Source organism: Kribbella sp. NPDC050820, from assembly GCF_040653975.1.
Classification (GTDB): domain Bacteria; phylum Actinomycetota; class Actinomycetes; order Propionibacteriales; family Kribbellaceae; genus Kribbella.
Map to the genome: position 1 here is coordinate 145,038 of NZ_JBFAHB010000012.1, position 26,314 is coordinate 171,351.

Below are 26,314 nucleotides of genomic sequence, written 5' to 3' on the forward strand. Positions count from 1 at the left end.
GGTCAGCCGGCCATGGCGTCGTCGGAGCCCACGACTTGCCAGGTGTCCTGAATGTCGTCACCGATGTCGCTGACCTGCTGGGCCAGACCGCGCAGGGTCGCCACGTTCGCGTGCAGCGCCTTGACCGCTGCGGTCACCTCGTCGACCGGGACACTGTCGGATTTGATCACGGGGCCACCTTGCCAATCCGACCTTTCCACCTGCTTTCCACGCGCTTTCGGGTGATCTCGCGCAGACAGCAGCAACCCCCAGCCGGTTGAGTTGGCTGGGGGTTGCGGTTAAACGACGATCAGCTGGCCGCGCGTTTCCTGGTCGCGGTGGCCTTCTTCGCCGGCGCTTTCTTCGCGGCGGCGACCTTCTTCGCCGGCGCCTTCTTGGCCGCGGCCGCCTTCTTCGCGGCCGGGGCTTTCTTGGCGGCCGCCGACTGCTTCTTGGCGCTCGGCTTCGCGGCCCGCCCGTTCAGGATCTCGGACAGGAACTCACCGGTGTACGACGCAGCGTTCGCCGCCACGTCCTCCGGCGTACCCTCCGCCACCAGCGTGCCGCCGCGGCGGCCGCCGTCCGGGCCGAGGTCGATGATCCAGTCGGCGGTCTTGATCACGTCGAGGTTGTGCTCGATGACCAGCACCGAGTTGCCCTTGTCCACCAGGCCGCCGAGGACGCCGAGCAGCTTGCGGATGTCCTCGAAGTGCAGGCCGGTGGTCGGCTCGTCCAGCACGTACACCGTCCGGCCGGTCGATCGCTTCTGCAGCTCGGACGCCAGCTTCACGCGCTGCGCCTCACCGCCGGACAACGTCGGCGCGGGCTGGCCCAGCCGCACGTAGCCCAGACCCACCTCGGTCAGTGTCGTCAGGTGCCGCGAGATCGCCGGGATGGCGGCGAAGAACTCCGACGCCTCCTCGATCGGCATGTCCAGGATGTCCGCGACCGTCTTGCCCTTGTAGTGCACCTCGAGCGTCTCCCGGTTGTACCGGGCGCCGTGGCACACCTCGCACGGGACGTAGACGTCCGGCAGGAAGTTCATCTCGATCTTCAGCGTGCCGTCACCGGAGCAGGCCTCGCACCGGCCGCCCTTGACGTTGAACGAGAACCGGCCCTGCTGGTACCCGCGGACCTTCGCCTCCGGCGTCTCCGCGAACAGCTTGCGGACGTGGTCCCAGACGCCGGTGTACGTCGCCGGGTTGGACCGCGGCGTCCGGCCGATCGGCGACTGGTCGACGTGGATGACCTTGTCGACCAGTTCCATGCCGGAGATCTTCGTGTGCCGGCCGGGTACGGCGCGGGCGCCGTAGATCTGCCGCGCCAGCGAGGTGTAGAGGATGTCGTTGACGAGCGTCGACTTGCCCGAGCCGGACACCCCGGTGACCGCGACGAACACCCCGAGCGGGATGGTGACGTCGATGTCCTTCAGGTTGTTCTGCCGGGCGCCGTACACGGTCAGCTCGCGGCCCTCGGTGAGCGGCCGGCGAACCGCCGGGATCGGGATCTCGCGGCGGCCGGACACGTACGCCCCGGTGATCGAGTCCGGGTGGTTCTTCAGGTCCTCGACGGTGCCCGAGACGACCACCTGGCCACCGTGCTCACCGGCGCCGGGGCCGATGTCGACCACCCAGTCGGCGTGGTCGATGGTGTCCTCGTCGTGCTCGACCACGATCAGCGTGTTGCCGAGCTCCTTCAGCCGGACCAGGGTCTCGATCAGCCGCCGGTTGTCCCGCTGGTGCAGGCCGATCGACGGCTCGTCGAGCACGTACAGCACGCCGACCAGGCCGGACCCGATCTGGGTCGCGAGCCGGATCCGCTGCGCCTCACCACCGGACAGCGAACCGGCCGGCCGGCTCAGCGCCAGGTAGTCCAGACCGACGTCGAGCAGGAACCGCAGCCGCTCGCCGATCTCCTTGACCACCCGCTCCGCGATCTGCTTCTCCCGCGGGGTCAGGTCCATCTGGCGCAGGAAGTCGTGCACCTCGTCGATCGACATCGCGCTGATCTCGGCGATGTTCTTGCCGCCCAGCGTGACCGCCAGCGAGATCGGCTTCAGCCGCGCGCCGTTGCAGGCCAGGCACGGCACCTCGCGCATGTACTCCTCGAACCGCTCCCGGCTGGTGTCGCTCGACGCCTCCGCGTGCCGCCGCTCGACGTACGGGATCACCCCTTCGAAGGTGGTGTAGTACGACCGCTCGCGGCCGTACCGGTTCTTGTAGGAGACGTGCACCTGCCGGTCGTGGCCGGTGAGCAGCGACTTCTTCGCCTTCGCCGGCAGCTCGCCGAACGGCGTCGTGGTCTTGATCTTCAGGTCCTTGGCCAGCGCCGCCAGCAGCCGCTCGAAGTACTGCGTGACGTTCGCCCCCGACCACGGCTGGATCGCGCCCTCCTCGAGCGACTTCGACGGGTCCGGGACCAGCAGCTCCGGGTCGACCTCCATCCGGGTGCCGAGTCCGGTGCACACCGGGCAGGCGCCGTACGGCGAGTTGAAGGAGAACGACCGCGGTTCGAGCTCGTCGATGGCGAGCGGGTGGTCGTTCGGGCAGGCGAGCTTCTCGGAGAAGCGGCGCTCGCGGTGCGGGTCGTCGCTCGGCAGGTCGACGAAGTCGAGCACGACCAGGCCGCCGGCCAGGCCGAGCGCGGTCTCGATCGAGTCGGTCAGCCGCTGCTTCGCGGAGCTCTTCACCGCGAGCCGGTCGACCACGACATCGATGCTGTGCTTCTTCTGCTTGTCGAGCTTCGGCGGCTCGGTCAGCTGGATCGTCTCGCCGTCCACCCGGGCCCGCGCGAATCCCTGTCCGCTGAGCTGGCGGAACAGGTCGACGTACTCCCCCTTGCGGCCGCGGACGACCGGCGCGAGCACCTGGAACCGGGTGCCCTCGTCCAGCTCGAGCACCCGGTCCACGATCTGCTGCGGAGTCTGCCGCGCGATCGGCTCCCCGCACTCCGGGCAGTGCGGGCGGCCGGCCCGGGCGAACAGCAACCGGAGGTAGTCGTAGACCTCGGTGATCGTGCCGACGGTCGAGCGCGGGTTCCGGGAGGTGGATTTCTGGTCGATCGAGACCGCCGGGGACAGGCCCTCGATGAAGTCGACGTCCGGCTTGTCCATCTGGCCGAGGAACTGCCGCGCGTAGGCCGACAGGGACTCGACGTAGCGCCGCTGGCCCTCGGCGAAGATCGTGTCGAACGCCAGGCTGGACTTGCCGGACCCGGACAGGCCGGTGAAGACGATCATGGCGTCCCGCGGCAGGTCGACCGAGACGTCCTTCAGGTTGTGCTCACGTGCTCCGCGCACGATCAGACGGTCAGACACAAGCTCACTCTCAGCCGTTCTCGAGGGGTTCCAGGTGGTCGCATGGCATGCCCCGGTCATGCTAACCAGGCCCACCGACAAAAACTTCCGGCGCCGGACCGGGGGTCCTGCTCGACCCGGCTTCGAAAGTATATTCGACCGCCGACACCGGTTCTGGCAACTCGGCCGACATGACCGCACGGCCCGATCGGTGCAAGGATCGGACCCGGAGGACCGAGACCCAGGAGGGCTGATGGCGGAGTACCACGGGAACGTCAGGGTGGGTGGGCCGGTGCAGACCCACGAGCTGGCCGAGCTGATGATCACCAAGGTCGCCGTCGGGCCGATGGACAACAACGCTTATCTGCTGCGCTGCCGCCGTACCGACGAGCAGGTGCTGATCGACGCGGCCAATGAGGCGCAGACGCTGCTCCGGCTGATCGGCGACGGCGGGCTCGAGCGAGTCGTCACGACGCACCGGCACCAGGACCACTGGCAGGCGCTCGCCGAGGTGGTGGCCCGGACCAACGCGACCACAGTGGCGGGCCGGTACGACGCCGAGGGCATCGACGTCCCCACCGACGAGCTCGTGGACGAGAACGCCACCATCCCGGTCGGCCAGTGCTCGCTCCGCGTCATCCACCTGGTCGGCCACACCCCGGGCTCGATCGCCCTCCTGTACGACGACCCGGCCGGCGCACCGCACTTGTTCACCGGCGACTCGCTGTTCCCCGGCGGGGTCGGCAACACCCAGGGCGACGCCGAGCGCTTCACCTCACTCATCAACGACGTCGAGGCCAAGCTGTTCAACGCCCTCCCCGACGAAACCTGGGTCTACCCCGGCCACGGCGCCGACACCACCCTCGGCAAAGAACGCCCCAACCTCCCGGAATGGCGCGCCCGCGGCTGGTAGGCAGACGCGTTCGGCGGGAAGGCTGACAACCTCAGCCAGGGATGAAGCGCGGCTCGGTCTTCCCAGAAGCAGACGCTTACCTCTCTCCGCATGTCGGCGTCGTGGAGAGCTAACCCGACGAAGCGTGAACCGCCCTGCCCGGGGGTGGTGACGGGGTCAGGGGTGGGTTGCTCGGTAGCGGGCGGCTTTGGTTTGGTTGCCGCAGGTTTTCATGCTGCACCAGCGGCGGCGCGGGCGAGGAAGAACCAGCCGCAGCGATCGCAGGTGCGGACCGGTTGGGGCGGCGGGCTCAGTGCCAGCTTGATGCCGTGGAGCGCGATGGTCGCGAGCGCACCCTCGGTGGAGTGTGGGGTGACGACGCCGTTCGCGGCCACGGAGACGTCTTCGCGCGCCAGGTCCATGAGGCCGGTCAGGACCTCACGCGGTACGTCGTGGCCGGCGGACTGTGCGTCGAGCAGTGCCCAGAGCAGCCCCCGCAGGCTCCTGGCTCGTACCACCAATCCCCCGGCCCACCCCATCCGCATCGCTCCGCTGCTGATGGCGGCGTACGGGCTGACCGAGCGCGAGCAGGAGGTGACCCGGCTGGTGCTGCAGGGCGAGTCGACCGTGGACATCGCCGACCGGCTGGTCGTCTCCGCGCACACCGTTCAGCAGCACCTGAAGAGCATCTTCGAGAAGACCGGTGTGCACAGCCGCCGTGACCTGGTCGGCAAGATCTTCTTCGCGCACTACGAACCGCGGGTCCGCGACAACGAGCGCCGTACTCAGACCGGCCAACCGCTCCGGGGCGGACCGCTACAGGCGTGAGCGGGCTTCTTCGATCTGTTTGCTGATGGCGTCGGCGCCGACGGAGGCCGCGAGGCTGGCGGCCTCGTCGGCCAATGCATGCGCCTCGTCGCCGCTGGACAGGTAGATCAGGCCGACCATGTTCGCCGCCACGCCGGCAGTAAAGCCGAGGGTACGGCGCAGCGCCGTCGACTCCTCCAGCAGCGCGCGGGCCTGGTCAGCGTCGCCCGCCATATGAGCGGCGACGCCCAGATGGCGGAGAGCGTAGGACAGCATCAGGTCGTCGCCGCGCTTCTGCGCCAGCTCACGCGAGCGGGTGAACGCCGACACCGCAGGCTCGCTGTCGTCGCGCACGACCTGGTGGAAGCAGCCGATCCAGAAGTACGCCTCGCCCTGCCCACGCTCATCACCCAGCGCGTCGTAGAGGCCCAACGCCCGCTCGAACAACTCCAACTCTCGAGCGTCCTCGACCCCGGTCTCCAGGAATCGCCCATGCAACACCTTCCCCCGCGCCAACGCGAGCTCAGCCTCCGCCGCGTCCAGCTCCCGATCGGCCCGCGCCAGAACGCCGGCCTCACCGTTGAAGATCGCCCGCTCGTACAGCTCCCCCGCCAGCCTCACTCGTTCGTCCACCCGGCCGATCCTAAGCTGCCGAGGTGAGCGGGTTCGCGGATTACCAGCCGGGCGCCGGCCGACGACCGGTCGGCGCGTCGATCATCGTGCGCCCGGCGCACGTCGCGGATCTCGAGGCGTGCGCTCGACTGATCGTGTCCCGGACCGGCGCTCTGTCGAAGAACGCGCACACCGCCTGAGGGACGACCTGCGCGACCCGCACCGGTACGCCGCGGTCGCCTGCGCCCGCGACGAGGTGATCGGGTACGGCGGCGTGATCCACCACCACGTCTCCCCCGGCGATCCGCCGGACACGGCGCCGACCGGGTACTAGCTCGTCGGCCTGATCGTCGCACCAGCCTGGCGCCGGCACGGCGTCGGCGAGCTCCTCACCGTCGACCGAATGCGCTGGACCTCCGGCCGTGCCGACTGCGTTTACTACTTCGCCAACCTCGCGAACGGCGCCACGCTCGACCTCCACCACCGCCTCGGCTTCACCGAGCTCACCCGAGCGTTCTCGTTCCCCGGCGACCCACTGCGTCCTGGTACGGGCGTCCTGCTGCGAGCGGACCTGACTACCGGTCAGTGAGCTCGGCCGGCAGAGCCACCACGTCGACCAAGGCGCCGTTGCGGATCGCGGTGATCTCGGTACGGCGGTTGATCGCATCCTCGAAGAGCTGACGCTGCAGCGACTGCGCATCCCGCAGGGGTACGCCGTCAACCGCCAGGACGAGATCGCCTTGGCGGAGACCGGCCTGTGCGGCGGGGCTGCCGGTGATCACCTCGACCACACGGAGCGCGGTTCGTTGGTCGAAGCGTTCCGCGAGCTGTGGACGCAACGGCGCCGGCGTCGTCACCAGCCCGAGGTACGCGCGCCGCACCCGCCCGTCATGCAGCAGCGCGTAGATGATCCGCCGGGTGGTCTGGTTCACCGGGACCGCGAGGCCGAGGCCGATCCCGGCGACCGCGGTGTTGATGCCGACCACCCGCCCGTTGCCGTCGGCAAGCGCTCCGCCGGAGTTGCCCGGGTTCAGGGCCGCGTCGGTCTGGATCACATCCTCGATCATGCGGGTCGCATTTCCGGTCCGCACCGGCAGCGACCGCCCGAGCGCGCTGACCACGCCGGCCGTCACGCTCCCGGCCAGGCCCAGCGGGTTGCCGACCGCCACTACCAGGTTGCCCACCTTCAACTGGTCCGCGTCGCCGTACTCGGGCGGATCCGGGATGTCGCGGTCGGACCGCAGTACGGCGAGGTCGGACAGCCGGTCGACCCCGATCACCCGGGCCTGCGCCGCCGTACCGTCCGCGAACTCGGCCGTCGCCTGCTCGGCGCTGCCGACCACGTGGGCGTTGGTGAGCAGGTGGCCGTCCTCGGTCAGCACCACGCCGGAACCCGACGAATCACCGCGCCGGCTCGCGCTCCGCAGGCTGGCCACCCGCGGGATCAAGTGCTCCGCCACACCCGAGACCACCCGCGAGTAAGCGTCCAGTACGTCGTCCCCAGCAGTCTCCTCGGCCATCTCCGCCTCCTGAATTACAACATTACGCCGCAAACAAAGCCCGGAGTTCTGGTGAGGCAGGCCACAATCCTGACCGATCGGTTGAAACCTGGCCGATCGGTCAGGGAAGCTACTGAGATGGCAGTCACCACCCCCGCCCGGGAGCGGACCAGGCACGAGATCGTGCGTCAGGCGATGGGCCTGTTCCAGGCCAAGGGCTACAACGCGACGTCGCTGCAGGACATCGCGACCGCGGCCGGCTGCTCGAAAGCGACGGTGCTCTACCACTTCCACGGCAAGCCCGCCGTGCTCGCCGCCGTCCTCGAGCCCGCGGCCGCCGACCTCGCCGCTCTGATCCGGACCGTCGACGGGCTGCCGCGGGCGGTGGCTCAAGAGATCGCGATCCAGCAGTTCACCGACCTCTCCGTCAAGCACCGCGGGGTGGTCCAGGTCGTCCAGGACATCCTCCCGGTGATCGACGAGATCCCTGAGATCAGCGGCCTGATCACCGACGGCATGCAGCTGTCCGGCTTCCTGGCCGGCAGTGACGACAAACTCGAGCGCGACCTCGCCACGCTCGGGATCAACGGCCTGCTCGGCGAGTGCCGGCATCCCGGCGAACGCACCGACGAGGAGCTCCGCACGCTCTGCGACACCGCCCTACGACGGCTGCTCAAGCGCGCCTGATCTGCACCGCAACCTCCCCCTGCACACGAAACGGACGCATTCCCGATGGCCAATCTGCTGTACCGGCTCGGCCGGTTCTCCTACCAGCGCCGACGGCTGGTCGCTGCCGTCTGGGCGGTCTTCCTCGTCCTGCTCGGGGTCGGCGCACTGACCCTCGGCGGCAAGACGACCAATACGTTCTCGATCCCGGGCACCGAGTCGCAGCGCGCGCTCGACGCCCTGAAGACCGAGCTCCCGGCCGCGAGTGGCGCCTCTGCGACCGTGGTGGTGAAGGCACCTGAGGGCAAGACGCTCGCCGACCCGGCCGTGAAGGCCGCCGTCGGCACGACCGTCGCCAAGGTCGCGAAGGTCCCGGAGGTGATCGGCGCGGTCGACCCGTTCACCAGCAAGGCGATCAGCCCGAACGGGAAGACCGGCCTGATCAGCGTCCAGTTCGCCAAGCCGGCCGACGAGCTGAGCAAGGACAGCACCGAGGCGTACGACGCGCTCAGCGAACTCAGCTCCGGGGATCTTCAGGTGGTCCCGGGCGGACAGATCGCCGGCGGTGTCCCCGAGGTCGGCGCCACCGAGATCATCGGGGTCGCGGTCGCGGCCGTCGTACTGGTCGTCACGTTCGGGTCGCTCGTTGCTGCCGGGATGACGCTGCTCACCGCGCTGCTCGGCGTCATCGCCGGCATGGCCGGGCTGTTCCTGGTCACCGCGTTCATCGACGTGTCGTCGACGGCGCCGATCCTGGCGCTGATGCTGGGACTCGCGGTCGGGATCGACTACGCGCTGTTCATCAGCTCACGGCACCGGACTCAGCTGGCCGAGGGCATGGACGAGGAGGAGTCGGTCGGCCGCGCGACCGCGACCGCGGGGTCGGCGGTGCTGTTCGCCGGTGCGACAGTCGTGATCGCGCTGGCCGGGCTCAGTGTGGTCGGCGTACCGTTCCTGACCGCGATGGGCCTTGCGGCCGCGGCGACCGTGCTGACCGCCGTACTGGTGGCGTTGACGCTGCTGCCGGCATTGCTCGGGTTCGTGGGCAAGCGGGTGCTGCCGCGGAAGTTGCGGAAGGCACCGACAGCTCCGGCCGCCGAAGGGTTCGGGTTCCGGTGGGGCCGGTTCACCACCCGCTTCCGCGTGCCGATCGTTGCTCTCGGCATCATCGGGCTCGGGGCGCTGGCGCTCCCGGTGCAGGACATGCGGCTGGCGTTGCCGGACGGCGCGTCGGCCGCGGCCGGGACCAACCAGCGGGTCGCCTACGACCTCACCGCGGCCGCCTTCGGACCGGGCGCCAACGGTCCGCTCGTGGTCGTCGTCAAGAGCAACAACGCGGAGGCCGTCGTCCAGCAGGTGCTAGCGAAGACCCAAGGGCTCCCGGATGTCGTCGCGGCCCAACCCGGTCCCGCGAGCGCCGACGGTACGACGCGGTTGCTGCAGGTGATCCCGGCCAGCGGACCAGCGACCGAGGAGACCGCGGACCTGGTCAAGAACCTGCGGTCCGCGATCGCGCCGCTCGCCACCGGTGACACGACGATCTCCGTGACCGGCAACACGGCCGTCGGGGTCGACGTGTCCAACAAGCTGTCCGACGCGTTGCCGACGTACCTGCTGGTGGTCATCGGGCTGTCGTTCCTGCTGCTGCTCCTGGCGTTCCGGTCGTTGCTGGTGCCGTTGAAGGCGACGCTCGGGTTCGTGCTGACGATCGGGGCGACGTTCGGGATCACGGTCGCGGTGTTCCAGCAGGGCTGGGGCGCGTCGCTGCTCGGGGTGGACTCGCCCGGGCCGCTGGTCAGCTTCCTGCCGATCATCATGATGGGCGTGCTGTTCGGGCTGGCGATGGACTACGAGGTCTTCATCGTGTCCCGGGTCCGCGAGGAGTTCGTGCACGGCAAGCACGCCACCGAGGCCACCGTCGAAGGCCTCGGCCACGGCGCCCGCGTGGTCACGGCGGCCGCCCTGATCATGGCCTCCGTCTTCGCCGGCTTCATCTTCGTGCACGACCCGATCATCAAGGCGATCGGCTTCGGCCTCACCATCGGCGTCCTGGTCGACGCGTTCATCGTCCGGATGACCCTGGTCCCCGCCGTCCTCAGCCTCCTCGGCGACCGCGCCTGGTGGTTCCCCCGCTGGCTCGACCGCATCACTCCCAAAGTCGACATCGAAGGCGAGTCCTTGCGCGTCGAGGAACCGGAGCCCACGGAACTCGCGGGCGTGCGCTGATTCCGACGCCTGGGGCATCAGCGCCTGCTGGTGCCCCACTACGTAACAAGCTCGACGCGTCGCCCACGCGATACGGCGTGTAGCTCTCCGCCGAGATGCTCACCCGGCCCAGCCAGGACAGAGCTGGGGATGACATAGATGCTGCCGTCGCCGAGCACGATGAAGAACATGTCGATCACGTCAGGGTCATAAGGCATCTTGCTCGCGGACTTGTCGAGCACATACGGCCGACGTCCGATACCGACATCCCAGTAACCCCGTCCGTTGCGGGATGCACAGGACTTCACCTGTACACGCTGAACGCCCTTGGATGTCGTCACCAGGAGGTCGTACTCCTGGGGCTCGATCGGCAACGCAACCGCACATCCACGCAAGGAGAACCAGGCCATTGCCAGGGCTGCCGCCGAATAGCGAAGCATGTCCGGCCGGACCGGCTCGTCGAATACTTCGACCGGGTTCGACCGGGCTTGCGGCGACTTCAGATGAGTGCAGTCCAAGCCCAGCCGGACCGCATGACCCTTGATCCGGACTCGGTCCTCTCCGTTGTCGATGACACCGAGACTGGCGAGCACGTCCGCCCAGCAACTCGCCCCCGCCACGGCTGCACGCAGTCGCAGATCAGACCAGCGACGTTGTCCGGTGAAGTGCGATGTGTCCAGCTCGAGACGGGGCCACATGCCGCTTGATCACCCGGATCGTCCCCGCGGATGTTCCCTTCAAGCCCAGTGCGCGCGCGACCGCACGCCACGACGGGCTGCTCTCGACCGCCTTACATAGTTGAGCATCGGTCCAGGTGCGTCGGTTCCCCGTGTTCTCCATGACGCCAAACATAAGGAGGGGCACCGACAGATATCGGTGCCCCTCTTGGGGTCGGGCTGCCGAGATTTGAACTCGGGATCTCTAGTCCCCCAGACTAGCGCCTTACCTGACTAGGCCACAGCCCGTGGCTCGCCTCCGGAGAGGCGACCGGGGTAAACCTTACCCCATCCTGCGGAGTGCTTTGACCAGGGTCCGGTCAGCGCTTTTGCTTCTTCGAGCGGGCCCGGACCTGGACGTGGACGGGGCTGCCGACGAAGCCGAAGTCCTCGCGGAGGCGGCGCTCGATGAAGCGCTGGTACGACGGTTCCAGCGCGCCGGAGGTGAAGATCGCGAAGGTCGGCGGCATCGTGGTGGCCTGGGTGCCGAACAGGATCTTCGGCTGCTTGCCCGATCGGACCGGGTGCGGGTGCGCGGCGACCAGGCGGCCGAGGAACGCGTTCAGCTGACCGGTCGGGACGCGGGTCTGCCAGCCCTCCAGCGCCGCCTCGATGGCCGGCACCAGCTTCTCCATGTGCCGCCCGGTGAGCGCGCTGATGTTCACCCGCGGCGCCCACCGGAACTGCACCAGGTCGCGGTCGATCTCGCGCTCCAGGTAGTAGCGCCGGTCCTCGTCGACCAGGTCCCACTTGTTGTACGCGATCACCAGCGCCTTGCCGGCCTCCTCGACCGCGTTCATGATCCGGATGTCCTGCTCCGACATCACCTCGGAGGCGTCGATCACCACCACGACCACCTCGGCGCGCTCGATCGCCGCGTTGGTCCGCAGCGAGGCGTAGTACTCGTGGCCGCTGGCGTTCTTCACCTTCCGCCGGATCCCGGCCGTGTCGATGAACCGCCACTCCTGGCCGCCGAGCGTGATCAGCTCGTCCACCGGGTCGACCGTCGTACCGGCGACGTCGCTGACGACGACGCGGTCCTCCTTGGCGACCTTGTTCAGCAGCGAGGACTTGCCCACGTTCGGCTTGCCGACGATCGCGATCCGGCGCGGCCCGCCCGCCTCGGCGTCCCGCTCCGGCGGCGCCTCCGGCAGGGCGGCCAGTACGGCGTCGAGCATGTCGCCGGTGCCGCGGCCGTGCATCGCCGACACCGGGAACGGCTCGCCGATGCCGAGGCTCCACAGGTTCATCGCCTCGGACTCGACCCGCTGGTCGTCGACCTTGTTCGCGGCCAGCACGACCGGCTTGCCGGACTTCCGCAGTACTCGCACGACGGCCTCGTCGGCGTCGGTGATCCCGACCGTTGCGTCCACCACGAACAGGACCGCGTCGGCGGCGTTGATCGCGACCTCGGCCTGGGCGGCGACTAGCGCGGCCATCCCGACCGCGTCCGGGTCCCAGCCGCCGGTGTCGACGACCGTGAAACCGCGGCCGGCCCAGTTGGCGTCGTACGAGACCCGGTCCCGGGTGACGCCCGGGGTGTCCTCGACGACGGCCTCGCGGCGGCCGATGATGCGATTCACCAGCGTGGACTTGCCCACGTTCGGCCGGCCCACGATCGCGAGCACGGGCAGCGGCCCGGTGTCTTCGCGCTCGTGGGTGGGCTCGGCAAAGTCGTAGCCGGTGGGCAGGTCACTCATCAGGATCCTTCACGTCTGGCGCGCCCGGGAGCGGGTGGCCGGTAGCTTCGACGGCCGCCCTGACATGAGTCCGCAGCACGTCGCCGATCTGGTCGGCAACCGCCCGTACGTCGGAGTGCCTCCTGGGAAAGGGTACGCGGTCGATCGAGAACGGCTCGCCATAGACCACGTCGATCCGGCTCCCGGCCGGTGGAAAGGCCTCCACGGAGCCGTGCGGCAGCCTGGTCCCGAGCAGCGCGACCGGCAGGATCGGCGCGCCGGTCACCATCGCCAGGTACGCCACCCCGGTCCGGATCCGGGCGAAGTCGCCGGCGCCGCGGGTCCCCTCCGGGTAGATGTTCAGCACCCGGCCGTCGCGCAGCACCTGGATCGACTGCCGGATGGCGCGGACGTCGTACGCCGACCGGTCGACCGGGATCTGGCCGATCCGGCGCAGGAACCGGCCCTGGAGACCGCCGAACGCCTCGATCTTGCCGAGCTGGTGCAGCATCCGGGGCGCAATCGCCCCGAGCAGCGGGCCGTCGAGCAGGCTCAGGTGGTTCGGCGACATCAGCACCGGTCCCCTCCGCGGGAACAGGTCCTCGTGGTGGATCGTCAGCCGGTACTTGCGCTGAAAGTACGGCTGCGCGAACCTGCGAACCGGCAGCGCGAGCCGATAAGGCAGCCGAGGCAGGTCATCGGTACGGGGCAGCTCGAGGTGCCCCGTGAGTTCTGCTGTCATGACTCCCGGTCACGGGGCGCTGCCTCGGCCTCCTTCGCGAGTCGGCTGATCACGTCGATGACCTCCTCCAGGGACAGATGCGTCGAGTCGATGGTGACCGCGCCGTCCGAGGCCACCAGGAACTGCGAGACGGTCGCGTCGTCGGCGTCGCGGCGGACGATCTGGTCCCGCAACTGCTCGGCGGTGACCGCCCCGGTGGCGAGCTCGGCGCCGCGCCGCTCCATCCGGGCGTCCTGGTCCGCGGTCAGGTGCACCTTCAGCTCCGCGTCGGTGGCGACCACGGTGGCGATGTCGCGGCCCTCGACCACGATCCCGCCGGTCGGCTGGGCGTCGTCGATGATGGCCCGCTGCCGCCGGATCAGCTCCTTGCGGACGTCCAGATTGGTGGCGATCTTGCTGACGCTCTCGCTGATCCGCGGCTCCCGGATCGCGCTCGTCACGTCGACGTCGTCGGCGATCACGTACTGCTTGCCGGGGTCGGTGCTGACCTCCAACCGGAGCTCACGCGCCCGCTCGGCCACCGCCGCGGTGTCGTCCAGGTCGAGGTCGTGCTCGAGCGCCGACCACGTCACCGCGCGGTACGTCGCACCGGTGTCGAGGTACCGCAGCCCCAGCCTGGTCGCGACGCCTCGGGCGGTGCTCGACTTGCCGGACCCGCTCGGGCCGTCCACAGCGATGATCATGGCCCAGAGATTACCCGCGGCCGGGGACAAAGCTGTGTCCTACCTGTGCACGACCCAGCCACGCTCGGTCAGTACGGCGACCAACTGGTCCACCGACCCCGGTTTGACGGCCAGCTCGACCTCACCGACCGGACGGCCCGGGCTGTGGTCGATGCGCAGGTCTTCGACGTTCGCCCCGGACTCGGCGGCGTCCGCGAACAGCCGGGCCAGCTGTCCCGGCCGGTCGGGAATGGTGACCAGCACGGACACCAGGTCGATGTGCGGGGCGCCGTGCTTGCCAGGCACCCTGACCGCGCCCGAGACGCCCAGGCCGAGGATCGAGGTCAGCTCCTCGCCGGCCTCCTCCTTGCCCAGGGCAACGAGGACCCGGTCGAGCTCGCCGCGGATCTGCTCCAGCAGGCCAGTCAACGCCGACGAGTTGGCGGACACGATCTGGGTCCACAGCTTCGGGTCGCCGGCCGCGATCCGGGTGACATCTCGGACGCCCTGCCCGGACAGCTGCAGGTGCGAGTCGGGCGCGTCCGCGAGCGTCCCGGCCGCAAGGGCGGACATCAGGTGCGGCAGGTGCGACACCCGGGCCACCGCGAGGTCGTGGTCCTCGACCGACAACTCGACCGTCCGAGCACCGGACGCCTCGGCGAGACGCCGTACAAGCTCGACCGCCTCCGGCGAACTGGTCTCGTGCGGGGTGATGGCCCAGGTCGCGCCGTCGAACAGGTCCGCGCGGGCGGCCAGCGGCCCGTTGCGCTCGGACCCGGCCATCGGGTGACCGCCGACGTACCGGCTGAGGTCGGAGGTCAGCCGGCGCGCATCGGCGAGTGGCTTCGACTTCACGCTCGCGGCGTCGGTGACGATCGCTTGGGTCTGCTCGAGCTGCTCGGCGACCACCCGGCCGACGTGATCCGGCGGTACCGCGACCACCACGAGCTGGGGCTCGATCTGGACCAGCCGGGAGCCGGCCCCGATCCGCTCGGCCATCAACGCGTTGTCCGGGTCGGCGTCGACCAGCTCCACGACCACGCCCAACCGGCCCAGCGCGAGACCGATCGACGTGCCGATCAGTCCGGCGCCGACGATCCGGACCGGCCCGCGCAGCTCGGTCACGAGGCCCTCACTGGGCGCCAGTCAGGTCCGGACGGAGCGCGACCGCGCCGTGCAGGTAGACGTGCTGGATCTTCTCCCGCGACCGCGGCGTCTCGGCGTGCACCATCATCCGCACCACCCGCGGCAGCGCGTGCGGGACGTCGATCTCCTGCATGCACATCAGCGGTACGTCGGTCAGCCCGATCTGGCGGCCCGCCACGGCCGGAAACTCCGACCGCAGGTCCGGCGTGACGGTGAACAGGATGCTGATCAGGTCCTCGTGGTCCAGATCATTCGCCTCCAGGACCGCCTTCACCAGCTCGGCGGACCGCTCGAGCAGGTGCTCGCGCTCGTCCACCTCCAGCTGGGTGGCACCCCGGATCGCCCGTACCGCCACGTGCTCGCCTCCTTGGTCGTCTAGGCCCAACCCTAGGACAGACCAGCCAGAGAGTGGACACGCGTCTCGGATTGTGCGCCCAAGCAACGGACACTACCGTCGGCGGCGGCACCTTCTTTGAGCCGCAGCCGCGGGCACGGGCCAACGCCACTGGCGCGGAACAACCGCATAGGTGTGCGCACCCAACACGCCCTGCTCTCCAACGCAAGGCAGTATCGCGCACGCCAACACCCACGGCTGGCGGCGTCGAGGACGACGACCGTCTCGGGATAGTCGAGTGGCACCCCCGCCGCCGACTTCCGTCGGTTGTCCGGAGCACCCCTCAGCGCCGACACCTCGGGCCATAACTCGACTCGGCCCGCTGCCGAAGGCGGGCAACGGACAGCCGCGACCGAAGACCGTGACCTCTCCCGCCGAAGGCGGCCAGAACAACTGCCACCGCCGAAGGACGCCTCCATCGCCGGAACACCTCGCCGTCGCCGATCACCTGCAGCGCGGGACCAACCCCCGATCGGCGCATGCGGAAACGTCGCGGCATACAACAGACATCCGAACCCGAGTCGTGTCCCGGCACCCGCAGCGTCCGAGGGGATCTCCCCTCGGACGCTGCCTTCTCCCCTCTCATACGAGGGGAGAAGGCAGCAATTCACGGGATATCCGGCTCTTGTGACGGACGTGTGTGGGCGTGGGTTGGGCGGGCGCACGCCACCGGGTTGTCGGGTCTGTGAGCTCGACGGCGGACTGCCGGGCCATCACAATCGCCCGGCGTCGGCGGCACCAGGCAGGTGCCGGGTTGGAGGTGGCGATTGTGATGGCCTGGCGGTCCGCAACTCGGGATCCCGTTCGCGAGTGGCCGGGTTGCGCGGGCGCGGCTCAGCCGACCGCCATGGTGGCGAACTGGGGCACCAAGCCGATCCACACATCCGTCAGAACAGCCGGATATCCCGTGAGGTTGCCCCTTCTCCCTGCTGATACGGCGGGAGAAGGGGCAACGCGCGGGGTTATCCCCCGGAATGCCCAGCGGCAGTTGGTGCTGCCCGGGTTCAGCGCGGAGCCCATAGGCCGGTCCCTGCGAGTGTCCAGAACACATTCCCGATGCCGACCGCCTCCAGCCGAACCGCAGCTTGGCGCGCCGCCGAAGGCGGCCCAGTAGGCCGGACACCGCGTTCGGCCGCAGATGTTCAGCGGCCGCCACCGCCGGCGCGCCCAACCAGGGTGCCCGTCGCCGATCATCTCTCCAGCCCGAACTCGGCTCGGCGCGCCGCCGAAGGCGGCCAAAAGAACCGCCGCGGCCGGAGGCCGTGTCCTTCCAGGAGCACCCCCTCAGCGCCGATCACCTCCGGTCACGACTCGACTCGGCGCGCCGCCGAAGGCGGCCAAAAGAACCGCCGCGGCCGGAGGTTGTGTGTTTCCCGGAGCGTCTCCCCCTCCGCCGATCACAGGTGATTACATGCGTTCGGCGGCGTCGACGGTCTGCTCCAGGAGGAGGGCGATCGTCATCGGTCCGACGCCTCCCGGGACCGGGGTCACGAGGCTCGCCACGGCGGCCGCCTCGTCGAAGTGGACGTCGCCGACGTTGCCCTCGTTGTAGCCGGCGTCGACCACCACCGCCCCCGGCTTCAGCCAGTCGCCGCGGACGAAGTTCGGCTTGCCGACCGCGGCGACCACGATGTCCGCGGTCCGCACGATCTCCGGCAGGTTGACGGTCCGCGAGTGCGTGTAGGTGACGGTGGCGTTCGATGCCAGCAGCAACATCCCGGCCGGCTTGCCGAGGATCGGGCTGCGGCCGATGACGACCGCGTGGGCGCCGGCGAGCGGTACGTCGTACGCCTCGAGCAGGCGCAGGATGCCGCCTGGCGTGCAGGACCGGAACCCGGGCTCGCCGAACGCCATCGCAGCGAACGCATGCATGGTCACCCCGTCGACGTCCTTGGCCGGGTCGATCGCCTCGAACGCGGCCCGCTCGTCGATGTGTCCCGGCACCGGGTGCTGCAGCAGGATCCCGTGCACCTCCGGATCGCCGGACAGCCGCTCGAGCTCGGCGACGAGATCCTCTGTCGTGGTCTCCGCGGGCAGGACCACGCTGCGGGACCCGATGCCGGCCTTCTTGCACCGGTTCTGCTTCATCCGGACGTACGTCGCCGACGCGGGGTCGTCGCCCACCAGCACGGTCGCCAGGCACGGCTGGACGCCGGTCTTCTCCTGCAGGTCCCGGGCCCGGTCGGCGGCCTTCGCCACCATCTCGGCGGCCAGGTCGGTGCCGGTCATCAGATTGGTCATACGGCGCGCTCCTTCGGGCGTCGACATCAGGTCGAGTGCCCAGGCGCGCGGCTGAGCCGGTTCTCCGGCGGACCGTTCCCCGGTGGTTCTCCACCTCAACGCCAGTCGCGGTCCGGCGTCCAGCCTACGCGACGAACCAGGACCGGCACTCCTCCAGCCCGGTGACCTCGACCCGGCCCGACGGCTGCCAGTTGTCCCGGGTTAGCCGGAGCCGGTCCGACACCACCGGCCGGCCGTCCAGCACGTCCCGCGAGATCCCGTCCGGCTGATAGCCCAGCTTCCGGGACACGCCCTGCGAGCCCGCGTTGTCCTGGAACACCTCCGTCAGCGCCGCGACCGCGTCCAATCCTTCGAACGCGAGATGCAGCAGTGCACGGCGCGCCTCGGTGCCGAAGCCTTGGGCGTGGTGCGGCAGGCCGAGCCAGGACCACGTCTTCACCTCCCGGAGTACGGCGAAGTCCTGTGCCCGCAAAGCGACCATCCCGATCGGCGTGCCCTCCCGGAACACACCGAGCTGCAACGTCCAGTCCTGCGCACTCCACGAGGACAGCGAGCCCCAGTGCCCCTGCATGACGCCCCGGGCGCGCTCCGCAGGCGGCGCGTCCGTCCACGGGGTCAGGAACGGCCGCTCCCCCGGCTTGTGCACTCCACTGGCCGCGACGTCGGCCAGCTCGGCGAGCTCCTCCTCACCGGGCTGACGCAGGACGAGGCGTTCGGTGGTCAGCCGGAGGCGGCGCAGCGGCCAGTGATCGATCAGCACCGGGCCATCCTCTGGCCCGGTGCGACCGCGGGCAACCTAATTCCCGGCCCGGTGCACGATCACCTCGTGCACCCGCGGCGGTACGGCGCCGGCCGCCCACGCGATCCGGACCACTTCGATCGTGGTGGCCGGCAGGTTCGCTGCACTGTAGGCGGCCTTCACCGGGCCTATGTCCTGCCAACCGTCGCTCGTCCGGACCTGGATGCGTCCAGATGCAGCCGCGCCCTCGGCTTGCAGCACGGTGATCCGGTCGACTGACGTTGCCGACGACAGCTCGACGGTCAACGCGTCCGACGCCGTCGGTGCAACGCCTGCGACGTACGCCGTACTCACCTGGAGGTCGACCGCGTCCGACAGCGACGAGCCCTCCGCGGGCGCAGGTGTGCCTGTTGCCGTGAGCACCAACTCGGAGCCGTCGGTGACCTGGACCGAGAACTCGCGGACCACCAGCCAGAACGAAGGATTGTCGACAATCGCACGATAGCGGACATAGCGCGCCGTCACGGCGGCGGTGAAGCGCACCTCGGCTGTGGTCGCCCGCGTGAGCTCGGTCCAGGTGGAGCCGTCGGTCGAGTACTCCAGCACACCGGAGTGGATGAAGTCGCTCGGGCTGCCCGACTTCCCCATCAGTACGGCGATGTCGCCGATCGCCCGCGCCTTGCCGAGGTCGACGCGGATCTCGTCCCCGGCCACGGGTGCGCCGTTGCTCCAGAAGTACGTCGACTCGTCGCCGTCGACCATGCGGTCGGGGGTGTTCTCGGCGTACGTGCCCTGCGAGCTGGACGCCGTACGTCCGGGCTCGATGCCCATCCACTGGTCGTGCACCCGACCGGCCTCGGCGAGGAACGCGTCGGCGACGCCCTCACCGATCCGTGGGTAGGTGTTGGAGTGCGGCAGCCGGACGTCCCGGATCTCCTTGGCCTGGGCAACCAGTGCGTCGATCTGCTGCCGGCTCGCCCAGGCGGCCGCTCCGTTGCCGTCGGCCACTTCGTCGAGCAGCCGCAACGACCGCCGGAGCGCCTGGCCCCAGAGCACGGTCGCATCCAGCCAGGCCTTCGCCTCGTCGGCGAACGCTGGATCCTGCACTCCACCCCTGAGCTGAGCGGGCGCCTTCTCGATGGCGTTGAAGTAGGGCTCGAGCGCCTCGATCGCGCCGTCGTGGTCGCCGGCTTGCCAGGTCTTCCAGAACGCGGCGGTCCGGGCGGCCAGCACCGGCGCCTTCTCCGGATGCAGCGTCGAGTCGTAGGTGTTCAGGTCGGCGAAGACCTCGAGCGCCGCGATCGTCTTGCGATCTCCCCCGGCGCGTTCGGCGATCGCCTGGTGCCAGGACGCCTGTTCGTCGTACTTGGCCGGGTTCCAGCCCAGCTCGGCGAACGAGTAGAGCGCGAGCTTGCTGACCGCGGCCTGGTTCATCGGGTTGGAGATCACGCCGGCGACGTGCTGCGCGATCCCGGGCTCCCGGCCGCTGTAGTCGGCCAGCGGGATCCGCCCGGCCAGGTAGTCGTTGACCGGGTAGTTGTCCCAGATCAGGATGTCGTGCCCGAACACGGCCTTGGCCTGAGCCGCTTGTGCGGTTGTGATCGTGCGCGGGATGACGCCGATGCCGGTCCAGTGCACGACCACGGCGCTGTCCAGCTGCTCCCGCAGCGCCTTCTTGTACGGCGTCTCCGACACGTTGTAGTACTCGGTCGGGACCATCTGCAGCGGCGCCAGGTCCGGCTTGGAGGCGACCCACTCGCGCTGGATCCGGTTCAGCAACTCGCTCTGCGCCTGGCCGGCCGCGCCGCCGCCGGTGCCGTACTTCTCCCGGTCCTCCGGGCAGTGCCAGGTGTTGTAATCGATGTCGTCGAGCGGCACGTTGAACGCCCGCGCGCCCAGCCCGTAGAGCGCCTCGAACTTGGCGATCAGCGCCCGGTAGTCGCTGTCGGAGGTGTAGCAGATCGACAGCCCCGGCGAGAGCGCGAAGGTGAAGTCGACTTTGTTGCCCCGGGCCCGCTCGACCAGCTCGCCGAGCTCGGCCAGCTTGTCGGCCGGGTACGGGTCGCGCCACTGCTCGCGGTGGTACGGGTCGTCCTTCGGCGCGTACTCGTAGGTGTTCATCCGGTGCGCGCCGAGGTAGTCGAGGTGATCGAGGCGGTCCGCATGCGACCACGGCGTACCGTAGAAGCCCTCGATCGAGCCGCGGTAGCGCATCGTCGGCCAGTCCCGGATCTCGACCCCGGACAACTGGTTGCCCTGGACAAGTTGTGCGAAGGTGCGCGCCGCGTAGTACGTCCCGTCGGTGTCGACCCCGTCGAGTACGACGTTCTTGCCGCCGGCGGCGAGCACATACCCCTCGGCGGGCAAGCCCTTGGCGGGCTCCACGTTCAGCTGCCGCAGCACCTGCTCGTTCCCGCCCAGCCAAATGGTCACCGCCGCCGGCTGATCCCGGACGGTCTGTACGCCGGCCCGCTCGAGCGTCTCGCGGACGACGCGCTCGGCGTCCGGATCCGTGGTCGGTCCGTGCATCAGGCCGACGGTGCGGCCGAGGCTGAAGCCGTCGGGGCGGCTGGTGGTCTGCTGAGGCTCAGGCGACACCGGCGGCGCCCCTATCGTGGCGTCGGCCGACGCGGCCGGAGCGGACAGGGTCTGGGCGGCGAGCAGCAGGAGTGCGGGGAGGACGAACCGGCGCATGGCAACTCCTCGGGCGGAAGGCGTTTGCACCTCCCATCCATTCAGTGCGCAGACCTGCTCGTCAAGCCTCTGGCGTGACCAGTTTCAGTCAAAGCCCAGTCACAGCGGGCGTGGTCGAGTCACAGCTGGCGTGATCGACTACAGCAGGCCGGCGTGGTCGAGGGCCAAGTAGGCCGCGTCGATGCCGGTCATCGCGCCGGAGGTGCGGAGCTCGGCGCGGAACTCGTCGACGGTGAGCTCGACCGGGACGCAGTCCTCGAACTCGTCCAGGGCTTGCGTGCCGTCGGGCCGGCAGCCGCGCGCGATGCCGACGTACTTGCGGTAGACCGAGGAGGCCGCCGACCAGTTCCAGCTGACGAGCTCGAACGACTCGCAGGTGTAGCCGGTCTCCTCCTCGAGCTCGCGCACGCCGGCCACGGCCGGATCCTCACCCGGCTCGACCAGCCCGCCCGGCAGGTTCGTGACCACCTGATCCGGGCCCGGGCGAAAGATCCGGATCGTGACGACCTTCCCCTCCGGCGTCAGCGGCAGCACCGTGATCCCGGACGTGATCCCCGAAGCGGTCTTGGGCCCGAACACATCCCAGTCCACCTCCCGCCCGTCCGGCAACCGGTACCGCCGCTGGTTGACCGTCAAGAACCCGTTGAAGCCAGGCTGCTCCCCCACCAACACCCAGTCCTCAGGATCCCCGGCCCGAGCACGCACGCCGGCCGAACCACCCACCGTCGGCACGCCGTTCACCGCCGACGGCTGCTCGCCTACTACCGCCGCGCGGCTTGCAGGTGGGACGGGACCGGCCGCCGCGGAAGTGTTGTCCGTGGCGGCCGGCTGCCGGTTGCTTTGTGCGTCTGTCACAGCGGGCGGTTGTCGTCCGGGTCTTCCGGCGGGGCGACGGGGGCGTCGTCCTCCGGTGGGGCGACCGGGGTGTCGTCGGCCGGCGTGGCCTCGGCGGTCTCAGCCGGTTTGCCGGCCGGAGGCTCCGTCGGCGTGGTGTCCGGGCGGGACTCGGACAGGATGCGCGCGAGCGTCTCCTCCGAGATGCGCTTGAACTTGCGCACCTGGGTCCGGGTCCGGTCCAGCACCGCGACCTCGATCTGGTCCGGGGTCAGCTCCCGGACCTCGTTGCTGTCGTGCCCGAGCGCGTCCACCGCGAGCCGGAGCGCACCCGCCAGCGAGATGCCCTCCTGGTAGTGCTCGCCGACGTAGTCCGCGACCTGCTCGGCCGGCCCGCCCATCACGGCGTACCCGCGGACGTCCGCGATCGAGCCGTCGTAGGTGAGCCGGTAGATCTGGTCCTCGGCGGTGCTGGTGCCGATCTCGGCGACCAGGATCTCCACCTCGAGCGGCTTCTCGCCGCCGGAGGAGAAGATCGCGCCCAGCGTCTGCGCGTAGGCGTTGGCGAGCGCCCGGCCGGTGACGTCACGCCGGTCGTAGGAGTACCCGCGCATGTCGGCCAGCCGGACGCCGGCGATCCGCAGGTTCTCGAACTCGTTGTACCGGCCCACCGCGGCAAACGCCATCCGGTCGTAGATCTCGGCCACCTTGTGCAACGCCGGCGACCGGTTCTCCGCGACGAACAGGATGCCGTCGGCATACTGCAGCGCGATCGCGCTGCGGCCCTTGGCGATGCCCTTCCGGGCGAAGTCGGCCCGGTCCCGCATCAGCTGTTCGGGCGAGACGTAGAACGGAACGCTCATCGAAGGTGTCGTCCTCTATCAGTCGATCGGGAGGGGGTCAGGTCAGGGACGCCGAGGCCGGGCCGTCGGGCCGCTGGTGCCGCTCGGCCCAGGCACGGTCGACGATGTCGGCCACCTCGTCCTCGGGCAGCCGCTGGTAGCCGTCCGACGTGACCACACCGACCACCGGGAAGATCCGCCGCAGCATGTCCGGGCCGCCGGTCGCCGAGTCGTCGTCGGCGGCGTCGATCAGCGACTGGATCGCCACCGTCGCGCAGTCGGTCGCGGACAGGTTCTCGCGGTAGAGCTTCTTCAGCGCGCCCCGGGCGAACAGCGAACCCGAGCCGACACTGTGGAAGTGGGTCTCCTCGTAGCGCCCGCCGGTGGGGTCGTAGGAGAAGATCCGGCCGCCCTTGATGTCCTCGTCGTAGCCCGCGAACAGCGGCACCACGGCCAGGCCCTGCATCGCCATCGCCAGGTTGCCCCGGATCAGCGCGCTCAGCCGGTTGGCCTTGCCGTCCAGGCTGAGCGTGGTGCCCTCGAGCTTCTCGTAGTGCTCGAGCTCCACCTGGAACAGCCGCACCATCTCCAGCCCGAACCCGGCCGAGCCCGCGAACGCCACCGCGGAGTACTCGTCGGCCGGGAACACCTTCTCGATGTCACGCTGGGCGATGATGTTGCCCATCGTGGCCCGCCGGTCGCCGGCCATCACGACGCCACCGGGGAAGGTGGCCGCGACGATCGTCGTACCGTGCGGGACGTCGGCGGAGAAGTCGGCCGACCCCAGGCTGCGCCGTCCCGGCAACAGGTCGGGCGCGTGCCCGGCCAGGAAGTCCATGAACGACGAGCCACCTGGGGTCAGGAAGGCTTCCGGCAACCGGCCGGAGGCATCGAATGTCATCGAGCGGTTCACTCCCCACCCTTTTGCACGAACCCGCGGACGAACTCCTCGGCGTTCTCCTCGAGCACCTCGTCGATCTCGTCCAGGATCGAGTCGACGTCCTCGTCGAGCCGCTCCTTGCGCTCCTGGACGTCCTCGGACGTCTCGACCTGCTCGACCTCTTCCTCGGTCGACGAACGCTTCGGCTGCTTGTGCTGCTGCCCGCCGTCCTTAGCCATGGCACACACCTCCTAGAACCGCTGGGAGGGCCGCCCAACCGACCCTCAATAGCGACCCTACCCGGCGGCGCCCCCAGTAATGGTGCGAACCAGGTCACTCGCGGTGTCGCACTGGTCCAAAAGTGCTCCGACATGGGCCTTGGTGCCCCGTAACGGATCCAAGGTCGGGATCCGCTGCAGCGACTCCTTGCCCGGCAGGTCGAAGATCACCGAGTCCCAGGAGGCGGCCGCGACCTGCGGCGCGTACTGCTGCATGCAGCGGCCGCGGAAGTAGGCGCGGGTGTCGGTCGGCGGGTGCGAGACGGCCATCCGGATCTCCTCGTCGGTGACGAGGCGCTGCATCCGGCCGGCCTTGATCAACTTGTAGTACAGACCCTTGTCCGGGCGCAGGTCGGCGTACTGCAAATCGATCAGGTGCAGCTTCGGGTCGTCCCACTCCAGGCCGTCGCGGTCGCGGTAGGACTGCAGCAGCTTCAGCTTGGCGACCCAGTCCAGCTGGTCGGCCAGCTTCATCGGGTCGGTGGCGAGCTGGTCGAGCAGCTGCTCCCAGCGGTGCAGCACGTCCTTGGTCTGCCGGTCCGCGTCGTCGCCGTACTTGTCCTCGACGTACTTGCGGGCCTGCTCGAGATACTCCGTCTGGAGCTGTACGGCGGTCAGCTTGCGACCGTCCTTCAGCGTCATCAGATGGGTGCAGGACGGGTCGTGGCTGATCTCGTGCAGCGCGGTGACCGGGCGGTCCACGCTCAGGTCGTCGGTCAGCCAGCCGTCCTCGATCATCGACAGCACCAGGCTGGTCGTCCCGACCTTCAGGTACGTCGAGATCTCGGACAGGTTCGCGTCGCCGATGATCACGTGCAGGCGGCGGTAGCGATCCGGGTTCGCGTGCGGCTCGTCGCGGGTGTTGATGATCGGCCGCTTCAGCGTGGTCTCCAGGCCGACCTCGACCTCGAAGTAGTCGGCCCGCTGGCTGATCTGGAAGCCGTGCGCGGTGCCGTCCTGGCCGATCCCGACCCGGCCCGCGCCGGTGACCACCTGACGGCTCACGAAGAACGGTGTGAGGTGCCGGACGATCGACGCGAACGGCGTCGAGCGGCGCATGAGGTAGTTCTCGTGCGAGCCGTACGACGCGCCCTTGTTGTCGGTGTTGTTCTTGTAGAGGTTCAGCGGCGGCGCGCCGGGGATCTGCCGGGCCTGCCGGGCGCCCTCCATGATCACCAGCTCGCCGGCCTTGTCCCACACCACCACGTCGCGCGGGTTGGTGGTCTCGGGCGCGGAGTACTCCGGGTGGGCGTGGTCGACGTACAGCCGGGCGCCGTTGGTGAGGATCACGTTGGCCAGGCCGGTCTCCTCGTCGGTGAGCTGGCTGGAGTCGGCCACCTCCCGGCTCAGGTCGAACCCGCGCGCGTCCCGCAGTGGGTGCTCCTCGTCGAAGTCCCACCTGGTCTTGCGCGCGAGCGGCTGCGTCTGGGCGTAGCCGTTCACCACCTGGCTCGAGGTCAGCATCGGGTTCGCCCCGGGCTGACCTGGGACCGAGATACCGAACTCGGTCTCGGTCCCCATGATCCGCCGAACACTCATGCGAACGAGCCTACGCGGTACCGGCGCTTAAAGCCGTTGCCGTGTCCACAGGGTTACGTGTGAAACTTCGTGGGTGGACGAGATCGTGGCGATTCTGGGAGCGGACAACCATGTCATCGGGTCGGCGCCGCGGTCGGTGATGCGGCGGGACAATCTGCGCCATGCCGCCACCGGGGTGCTCGTCCGGAATCCGGCCGGTGAGATCTACGTGCATCGCCGGACGGCGACCAAGGACGTCTTCCCAGCGTGTTACGACTTCTCCGCGGGTGGTGTCATAGCCGCTGGCGAGGACCCGTACGACGCCGTCGTACGGGAGCTGGCCGAGGAGCTGGGGATCGCCGGCACCGAGCTGGTGAAGCTGCCGGAGGGCGACTACGCCGATGAGTCCACCAACTACCACGCGTACCTCTACACGTGCGTCTGGGACGGCCCGGTCACCCACCAGCCCGAGGAGGTGTCCTGGGGTGCCTGGATGGCCCCTGACGAGCTCGTACGGCGTCTGGACGAGTGGCCCTTCGTCCCGGACACGACGGCGCTGCTGGGGCCGTACGTCCGGAGCCTCGTGGACGCGCCCTCAGGGCCCGCCTAGCGGGGTTTGCGGCGGCCGGAGGTCCAAGCGACGTTGATGCCCACCAGGCCGGCCCAGCTGATCAGGATGCCGGGGAGGCCGCTCATGTCGGCGGCGATGGCGGTGATCGGGATGGCGGCGACGACCGAGACAATCGCCAGCGCCAGCCCGCCGGGGTCCGACCCTTCGCGGCGCTTCAGGCCGGCTGCCTCCAGCAACTGGTCCTCTCGGCGGTGCTCGAGGTCCTGGCTGTGGCGCTGGGCCTCGCGGGCGTCCAGCTTCGCGAGGAAGCTGTCGATGATCTCGTCCTCGTACTCAGGGCCCAGCTCCTGCCGCGCAGCCACCGCCGCGCGCAGGTCCTTCCGCACCTCGTCCGTCGCCATACCAGAACGGTAAACCCGTCGA

Annotated in this window: 29 protein-coding genes, 1 tRNA gene and 1 riboswitch; of the genes, 8 read left to right on the forward strand and 22 right to left on the reverse strand. The window is 69.5% G+C overall.

What is annotated here, in order from left to right; translation table 11 throughout:
• Positions 1-2 precede the first annotated feature (2 nt).
• Both AB0H36_RS14025 and uvrA read right to left on the reverse strand, forming a co-directional pair.
• Positions 3-170, reverse strand: coding sequence for a hypothetical protein (locus AB0H36_RS14025; protein ID WP_360521514.1), 168 nt, complete (start codon positions 168-170; stop codon positions 3-5).
• Between the two features lie 119 nt (positions 171-289).
• Positions 290-3,355: an excinuclease ABC subunit UvrA gene (uvrA, locus tag AB0H36_RS14030; protein ID WP_360521517.1), complete on the reverse strand. Its 3,066-nt coding sequence runs from the start codon at positions 3,353-3,355 to the stop codon at positions 290-292.
• Positions 3,356-3,527: 172 nt separating this feature from the next.
• Between uvrA and AB0H36_RS14035 the strand changes: the two genes are divergently transcribed.
• Positions 3,528-4,187 carry an MBL fold metallo-hydrolase gene (locus tag AB0H36_RS14035; RefSeq protein ID WP_360521519.1) on the forward strand — a complete coding sequence of 220 codons (660 nt, stop codon included), beginning with the start codon at positions 3,528-3,530 and terminating at the stop codon, positions 4,185-4,187.
• Positions 4,188-4,343: 156 nt separating this feature from the next.
• Here the strand turns inward: AB0H36_RS14035 and AB0H36_RS14040 are convergent, their stop codons facing one another.
• On the reverse strand, positions 4,344-4,400 hold the full coding sequence (locus tag AB0H36_RS14040) for a hypothetical protein (protein WP_360521643.1): 57 nt from the start codon (positions 4,398-4,400) through the stop codon (positions 4,344-4,346).
• A complete protein-coding gene (locus tag AB0H36_RS14045) occupies positions 4,397-4,711 on the reverse strand; it encodes a hypothetical protein (RefSeq protein ID WP_360521522.1) in 315 nt (104 codons plus the stop codon). The genes AB0H36_RS14040 and AB0H36_RS14045 overlap by 4 nt, the downstream gene beginning before the upstream one ends.
• 13 nt (positions 4,712-4,724) lie before the next feature.
• Between AB0H36_RS14045 and AB0H36_RS14050 the strand changes: the two genes are divergently transcribed.
• A complete protein-coding gene (locus tag AB0H36_RS14050) occupies positions 4,725-4,994 on the forward strand; it encodes a helix-turn-helix transcriptional regulator (RefSeq protein WP_360521525.1) in 270 nt (89 codons plus the stop codon).
• Here the strand turns inward: AB0H36_RS14050 and AB0H36_RS14055 are convergent.
• On the reverse strand, positions 4,983-5,606 hold the full coding sequence (locus AB0H36_RS14055) for a tetratricopeptide repeat protein (RefSeq protein ID WP_360521528.1): 624 nt from the start codon (positions 5,604-5,606) through the stop codon (positions 4,983-4,985). The two genes, AB0H36_RS14050 and AB0H36_RS14055, sit on opposite strands and share 12 nt — an antisense overlap.
• A gap of 23 nt (positions 5,607-5,629) precedes the next feature.
• Between AB0H36_RS14055 and AB0H36_RS14060 the strand changes: the two genes are divergently transcribed.
• The 3 genes from AB0H36_RS14060 (at position 5,630) to AB0H36_RS14070 (ending at position 6,174) form a co-directional block, all read left to right on the forward strand.
• A complete protein-coding gene (locus tag AB0H36_RS14060; protein WP_360521531.1) occupies positions 5,630-5,785 on the forward strand; it encodes a hypothetical protein in 156 nt (51 codons plus the stop codon).
• A complete protein-coding gene (locus AB0H36_RS14065) occupies positions 5,725-5,919 on the forward strand; it encodes a hypothetical protein (RefSeq protein WP_360521534.1) in 195 nt (64 codons plus the stop codon). Before AB0H36_RS14060 ends, AB0H36_RS14065 begins: the two co-directional genes overlap by 61 nt.
• 69 nt (positions 5,920-5,988) lie before the next feature.
• On the forward strand, positions 5,989-6,174 hold the full coding sequence (locus tag AB0H36_RS14070) for a hypothetical protein (RefSeq protein WP_360521537.1): 186 nt from the start codon (positions 5,989-5,991) through the stop codon (positions 6,172-6,174).
• On the opposite strand, the gene AB0H36_RS14075 is transcribed toward AB0H36_RS14070, so the two are convergent.
• Positions 6,161-7,105, reverse strand: coding sequence for a trypsin-like peptidase domain-containing protein (locus tag AB0H36_RS14075; protein ID WP_360521539.1), 945 nt, complete (start codon positions 7,103-7,105; stop codon positions 6,161-6,163). The two genes, AB0H36_RS14070 and AB0H36_RS14075, sit on opposite strands and share 14 nt — an antisense overlap.
• Before the next feature lie 117 nt (positions 7,106-7,222).
• Here AB0H36_RS14075 and AB0H36_RS14080 point away from each other — a divergent pair, with 117 nt between their 5' ends.
• Together AB0H36_RS14080 and AB0H36_RS14085 are read left to right on the forward strand one after the other, a co-directional pair.
• Positions 7,223-7,771 (forward strand): TetR/AcrR family transcriptional regulator, encoded by a 549-nt coding sequence (locus AB0H36_RS14080; RefSeq protein ID WP_360521542.1) that lies wholly within the window; start codon positions 7,223-7,225, stop codon positions 7,769-7,771.
• A gap of 45 nt (positions 7,772-7,816) precedes the next feature.
• Positions 7,817-9,976, forward strand: a complete 2,160-nt coding sequence (locus AB0H36_RS14085) for an MMPL family transporter (protein ID WP_360521545.1) — start codon at positions 7,817-7,819, stop codon at positions 9,974-9,976.
• A gap of 38 nt (positions 9,977-10,014) precedes the next feature.
• Here AB0H36_RS14085 and AB0H36_RS14090 read toward each other — a convergent pair whose 3' ends face one another.
• The 15 genes from AB0H36_RS14090 to dop all read right to left on the reverse strand — a co-directional run bounded on the left by AB0H36_RS14090 (position 10,015) and on the right by dop (position 25,341).
• The gene (locus tag AB0H36_RS14090) at positions 10,015-10,548 is read right to left on the reverse strand and encodes a group I intron-associated PD-(D/E)XK endonuclease (RefSeq protein ID WP_360521548.1); all 534 of its coding nucleotides are present in this window, start codon (positions 10,546-10,548) and stop codon (positions 10,015-10,017) included.
• Positions 10,549-10,846: 298 nt separating this feature from the next.
• Positions 10,847-10,920: transfer RNA gene (locus AB0H36_RS14095), tRNA-Pro, on the reverse strand.
• Between the two features lie 71 nt (positions 10,921-10,991).
• Positions 10,992-12,371, reverse strand: coding sequence for a ribosome biogenesis GTPase Der (gene der / locus AB0H36_RS14100; RefSeq protein ID WP_360521551.1), 1,380 nt, complete (start codon positions 12,369-12,371; stop codon positions 10,992-10,994).
• Positions 12,364-13,092, reverse strand: a complete 729-nt coding sequence (locus AB0H36_RS14105; protein WP_360521554.1) for a lysophospholipid acyltransferase family protein — start codon at positions 13,090-13,092, stop codon at positions 12,364-12,366. The genes der and AB0H36_RS14105 overlap by 8 nt, the downstream gene beginning before the upstream one ends.
• Complete coding sequence (gene cmk, locus AB0H36_RS14110; protein ID WP_360521557.1) at positions 13,089-13,775, reverse strand: (d)CMP kinase; 687 nt, start codon at positions 13,773-13,775, stop codon at positions 13,089-13,091. Before cmk ends, AB0H36_RS14105 begins: the two co-directional genes overlap by 4 nt.
• Positions 13,776-13,814: 39 nt before the next feature.
• Entirely contained in the window at positions 13,815-14,879 is a 1,065-nt protein-coding gene (locus AB0H36_RS14115; protein WP_360521560.1) for a prephenate dehydrogenase, read from the reverse strand.
• A 7-nt stretch (positions 14,880-14,886) separates the two neighbouring features.
• Positions 14,887-15,255, reverse strand: a complete 369-nt coding sequence (aroH, locus tag AB0H36_RS14120) for a chorismate mutase (protein WP_360521563.1) — start codon at positions 15,253-15,255, stop codon at positions 14,887-14,889.
• A gap of 1,446 nt (positions 15,256-16,701) precedes the next feature.
• A complete protein-coding gene (locus AB0H36_RS14125) occupies positions 16,702-17,535 on the reverse strand; it encodes a bifunctional 5,10-methylenetetrahydrofolate dehydrogenase/5,10-methenyltetrahydrofolate cyclohydrolase (RefSeq protein WP_360521566.1) in 834 nt (277 codons plus the stop codon).
• 30 nt (positions 17,536-17,565) lie between these two features.
• A riboswitch (ZMP/ZTP riboswitch) is annotated at positions 17,566-17,654 on the reverse strand.
• A gap of 5 nt (positions 17,655-17,659) precedes the next feature.
• Positions 17,660-18,295: a GNAT family protein gene (locus tag AB0H36_RS14130; RefSeq protein WP_360521569.1), complete on the reverse strand. Its 636-nt coding sequence runs from the start codon at positions 18,293-18,295 to the stop codon at positions 17,660-17,662.
• Between the two features lie 36 nt (positions 18,296-18,331).
• The gene (locus AB0H36_RS14135; RefSeq protein WP_360521572.1) at positions 18,332-20,968 is read right to left on the reverse strand and encodes a beta-N-acetylglucosaminidase domain-containing protein; all 2,637 of its coding nucleotides are present in this window, start codon (positions 20,966-20,968) and stop codon (positions 18,332-18,334) included.
• Positions 20,969-21,106: 138 nt separating this feature from the next.
• Positions 21,107-21,823 carry an NUDIX hydrolase gene (locus AB0H36_RS14140; protein ID WP_360521575.1) on the reverse strand — a complete coding sequence of 239 codons (717 nt, stop codon included), beginning with the start codon at positions 21,821-21,823 and terminating at the stop codon, positions 21,107-21,109.
• A complete protein-coding gene (prcA, locus tag AB0H36_RS14145) occupies positions 21,820-22,665 on the reverse strand; it encodes a proteasome subunit alpha (RefSeq protein WP_360521578.1) in 846 nt (281 codons plus the stop codon). The genes AB0H36_RS14140 and prcA overlap by 4 nt, the downstream gene beginning before the upstream one ends.
• A 37-nt stretch (positions 22,666-22,702) precedes the next feature.
• Positions 22,703-23,545, reverse strand: a complete 843-nt coding sequence (gene prcB / locus AB0H36_RS14150) for a proteasome subunit beta (RefSeq protein WP_360521581.1) — start codon at positions 23,543-23,545, stop codon at positions 22,703-22,705.
• Positions 23,546-23,553: 8 nt separating this feature from the next.
• Positions 23,554-23,763, reverse strand: coding sequence for a ubiquitin-like protein Pup (locus AB0H36_RS14155; RefSeq protein WP_132145168.1), 210 nt, complete (start codon positions 23,761-23,763; stop codon positions 23,554-23,556).
• Positions 23,764-23,820: 57 nt separating this feature from the next.
• Positions 23,821-25,341 (reverse strand): depupylase/deamidase Dop, encoded by a 1,521-nt coding sequence (gene dop / locus AB0H36_RS14160; RefSeq protein WP_360521585.1) that lies wholly within the window; start codon positions 25,339-25,341, stop codon positions 23,821-23,823.
• Positions 25,342-25,414: 73 nt separating this feature from the next.
• Here dop and AB0H36_RS14165 point away from each other — a divergent pair, with 73 nt between their 5' ends.
• Positions 25,415-25,930: an NUDIX domain-containing protein gene (locus AB0H36_RS14165; RefSeq protein ID WP_360521588.1), complete on the forward strand. Its 516-nt coding sequence runs from the start codon at positions 25,415-25,417 to the stop codon at positions 25,928-25,930.
• On the opposite strand, the gene AB0H36_RS14170 is transcribed toward AB0H36_RS14165, so the two are convergent.
• Positions 25,927-26,292 carry a hypothetical protein gene (locus AB0H36_RS14170; protein WP_360521591.1) on the reverse strand — a complete coding sequence of 122 codons (366 nt, stop codon included), beginning with the start codon at positions 26,290-26,292 and terminating at the stop codon, positions 25,927-25,929. The two genes, AB0H36_RS14165 and AB0H36_RS14170, sit on opposite strands and share 4 nt — an antisense overlap.
• Positions 26,293-26,314: the final 22 nt, after the last annotated feature.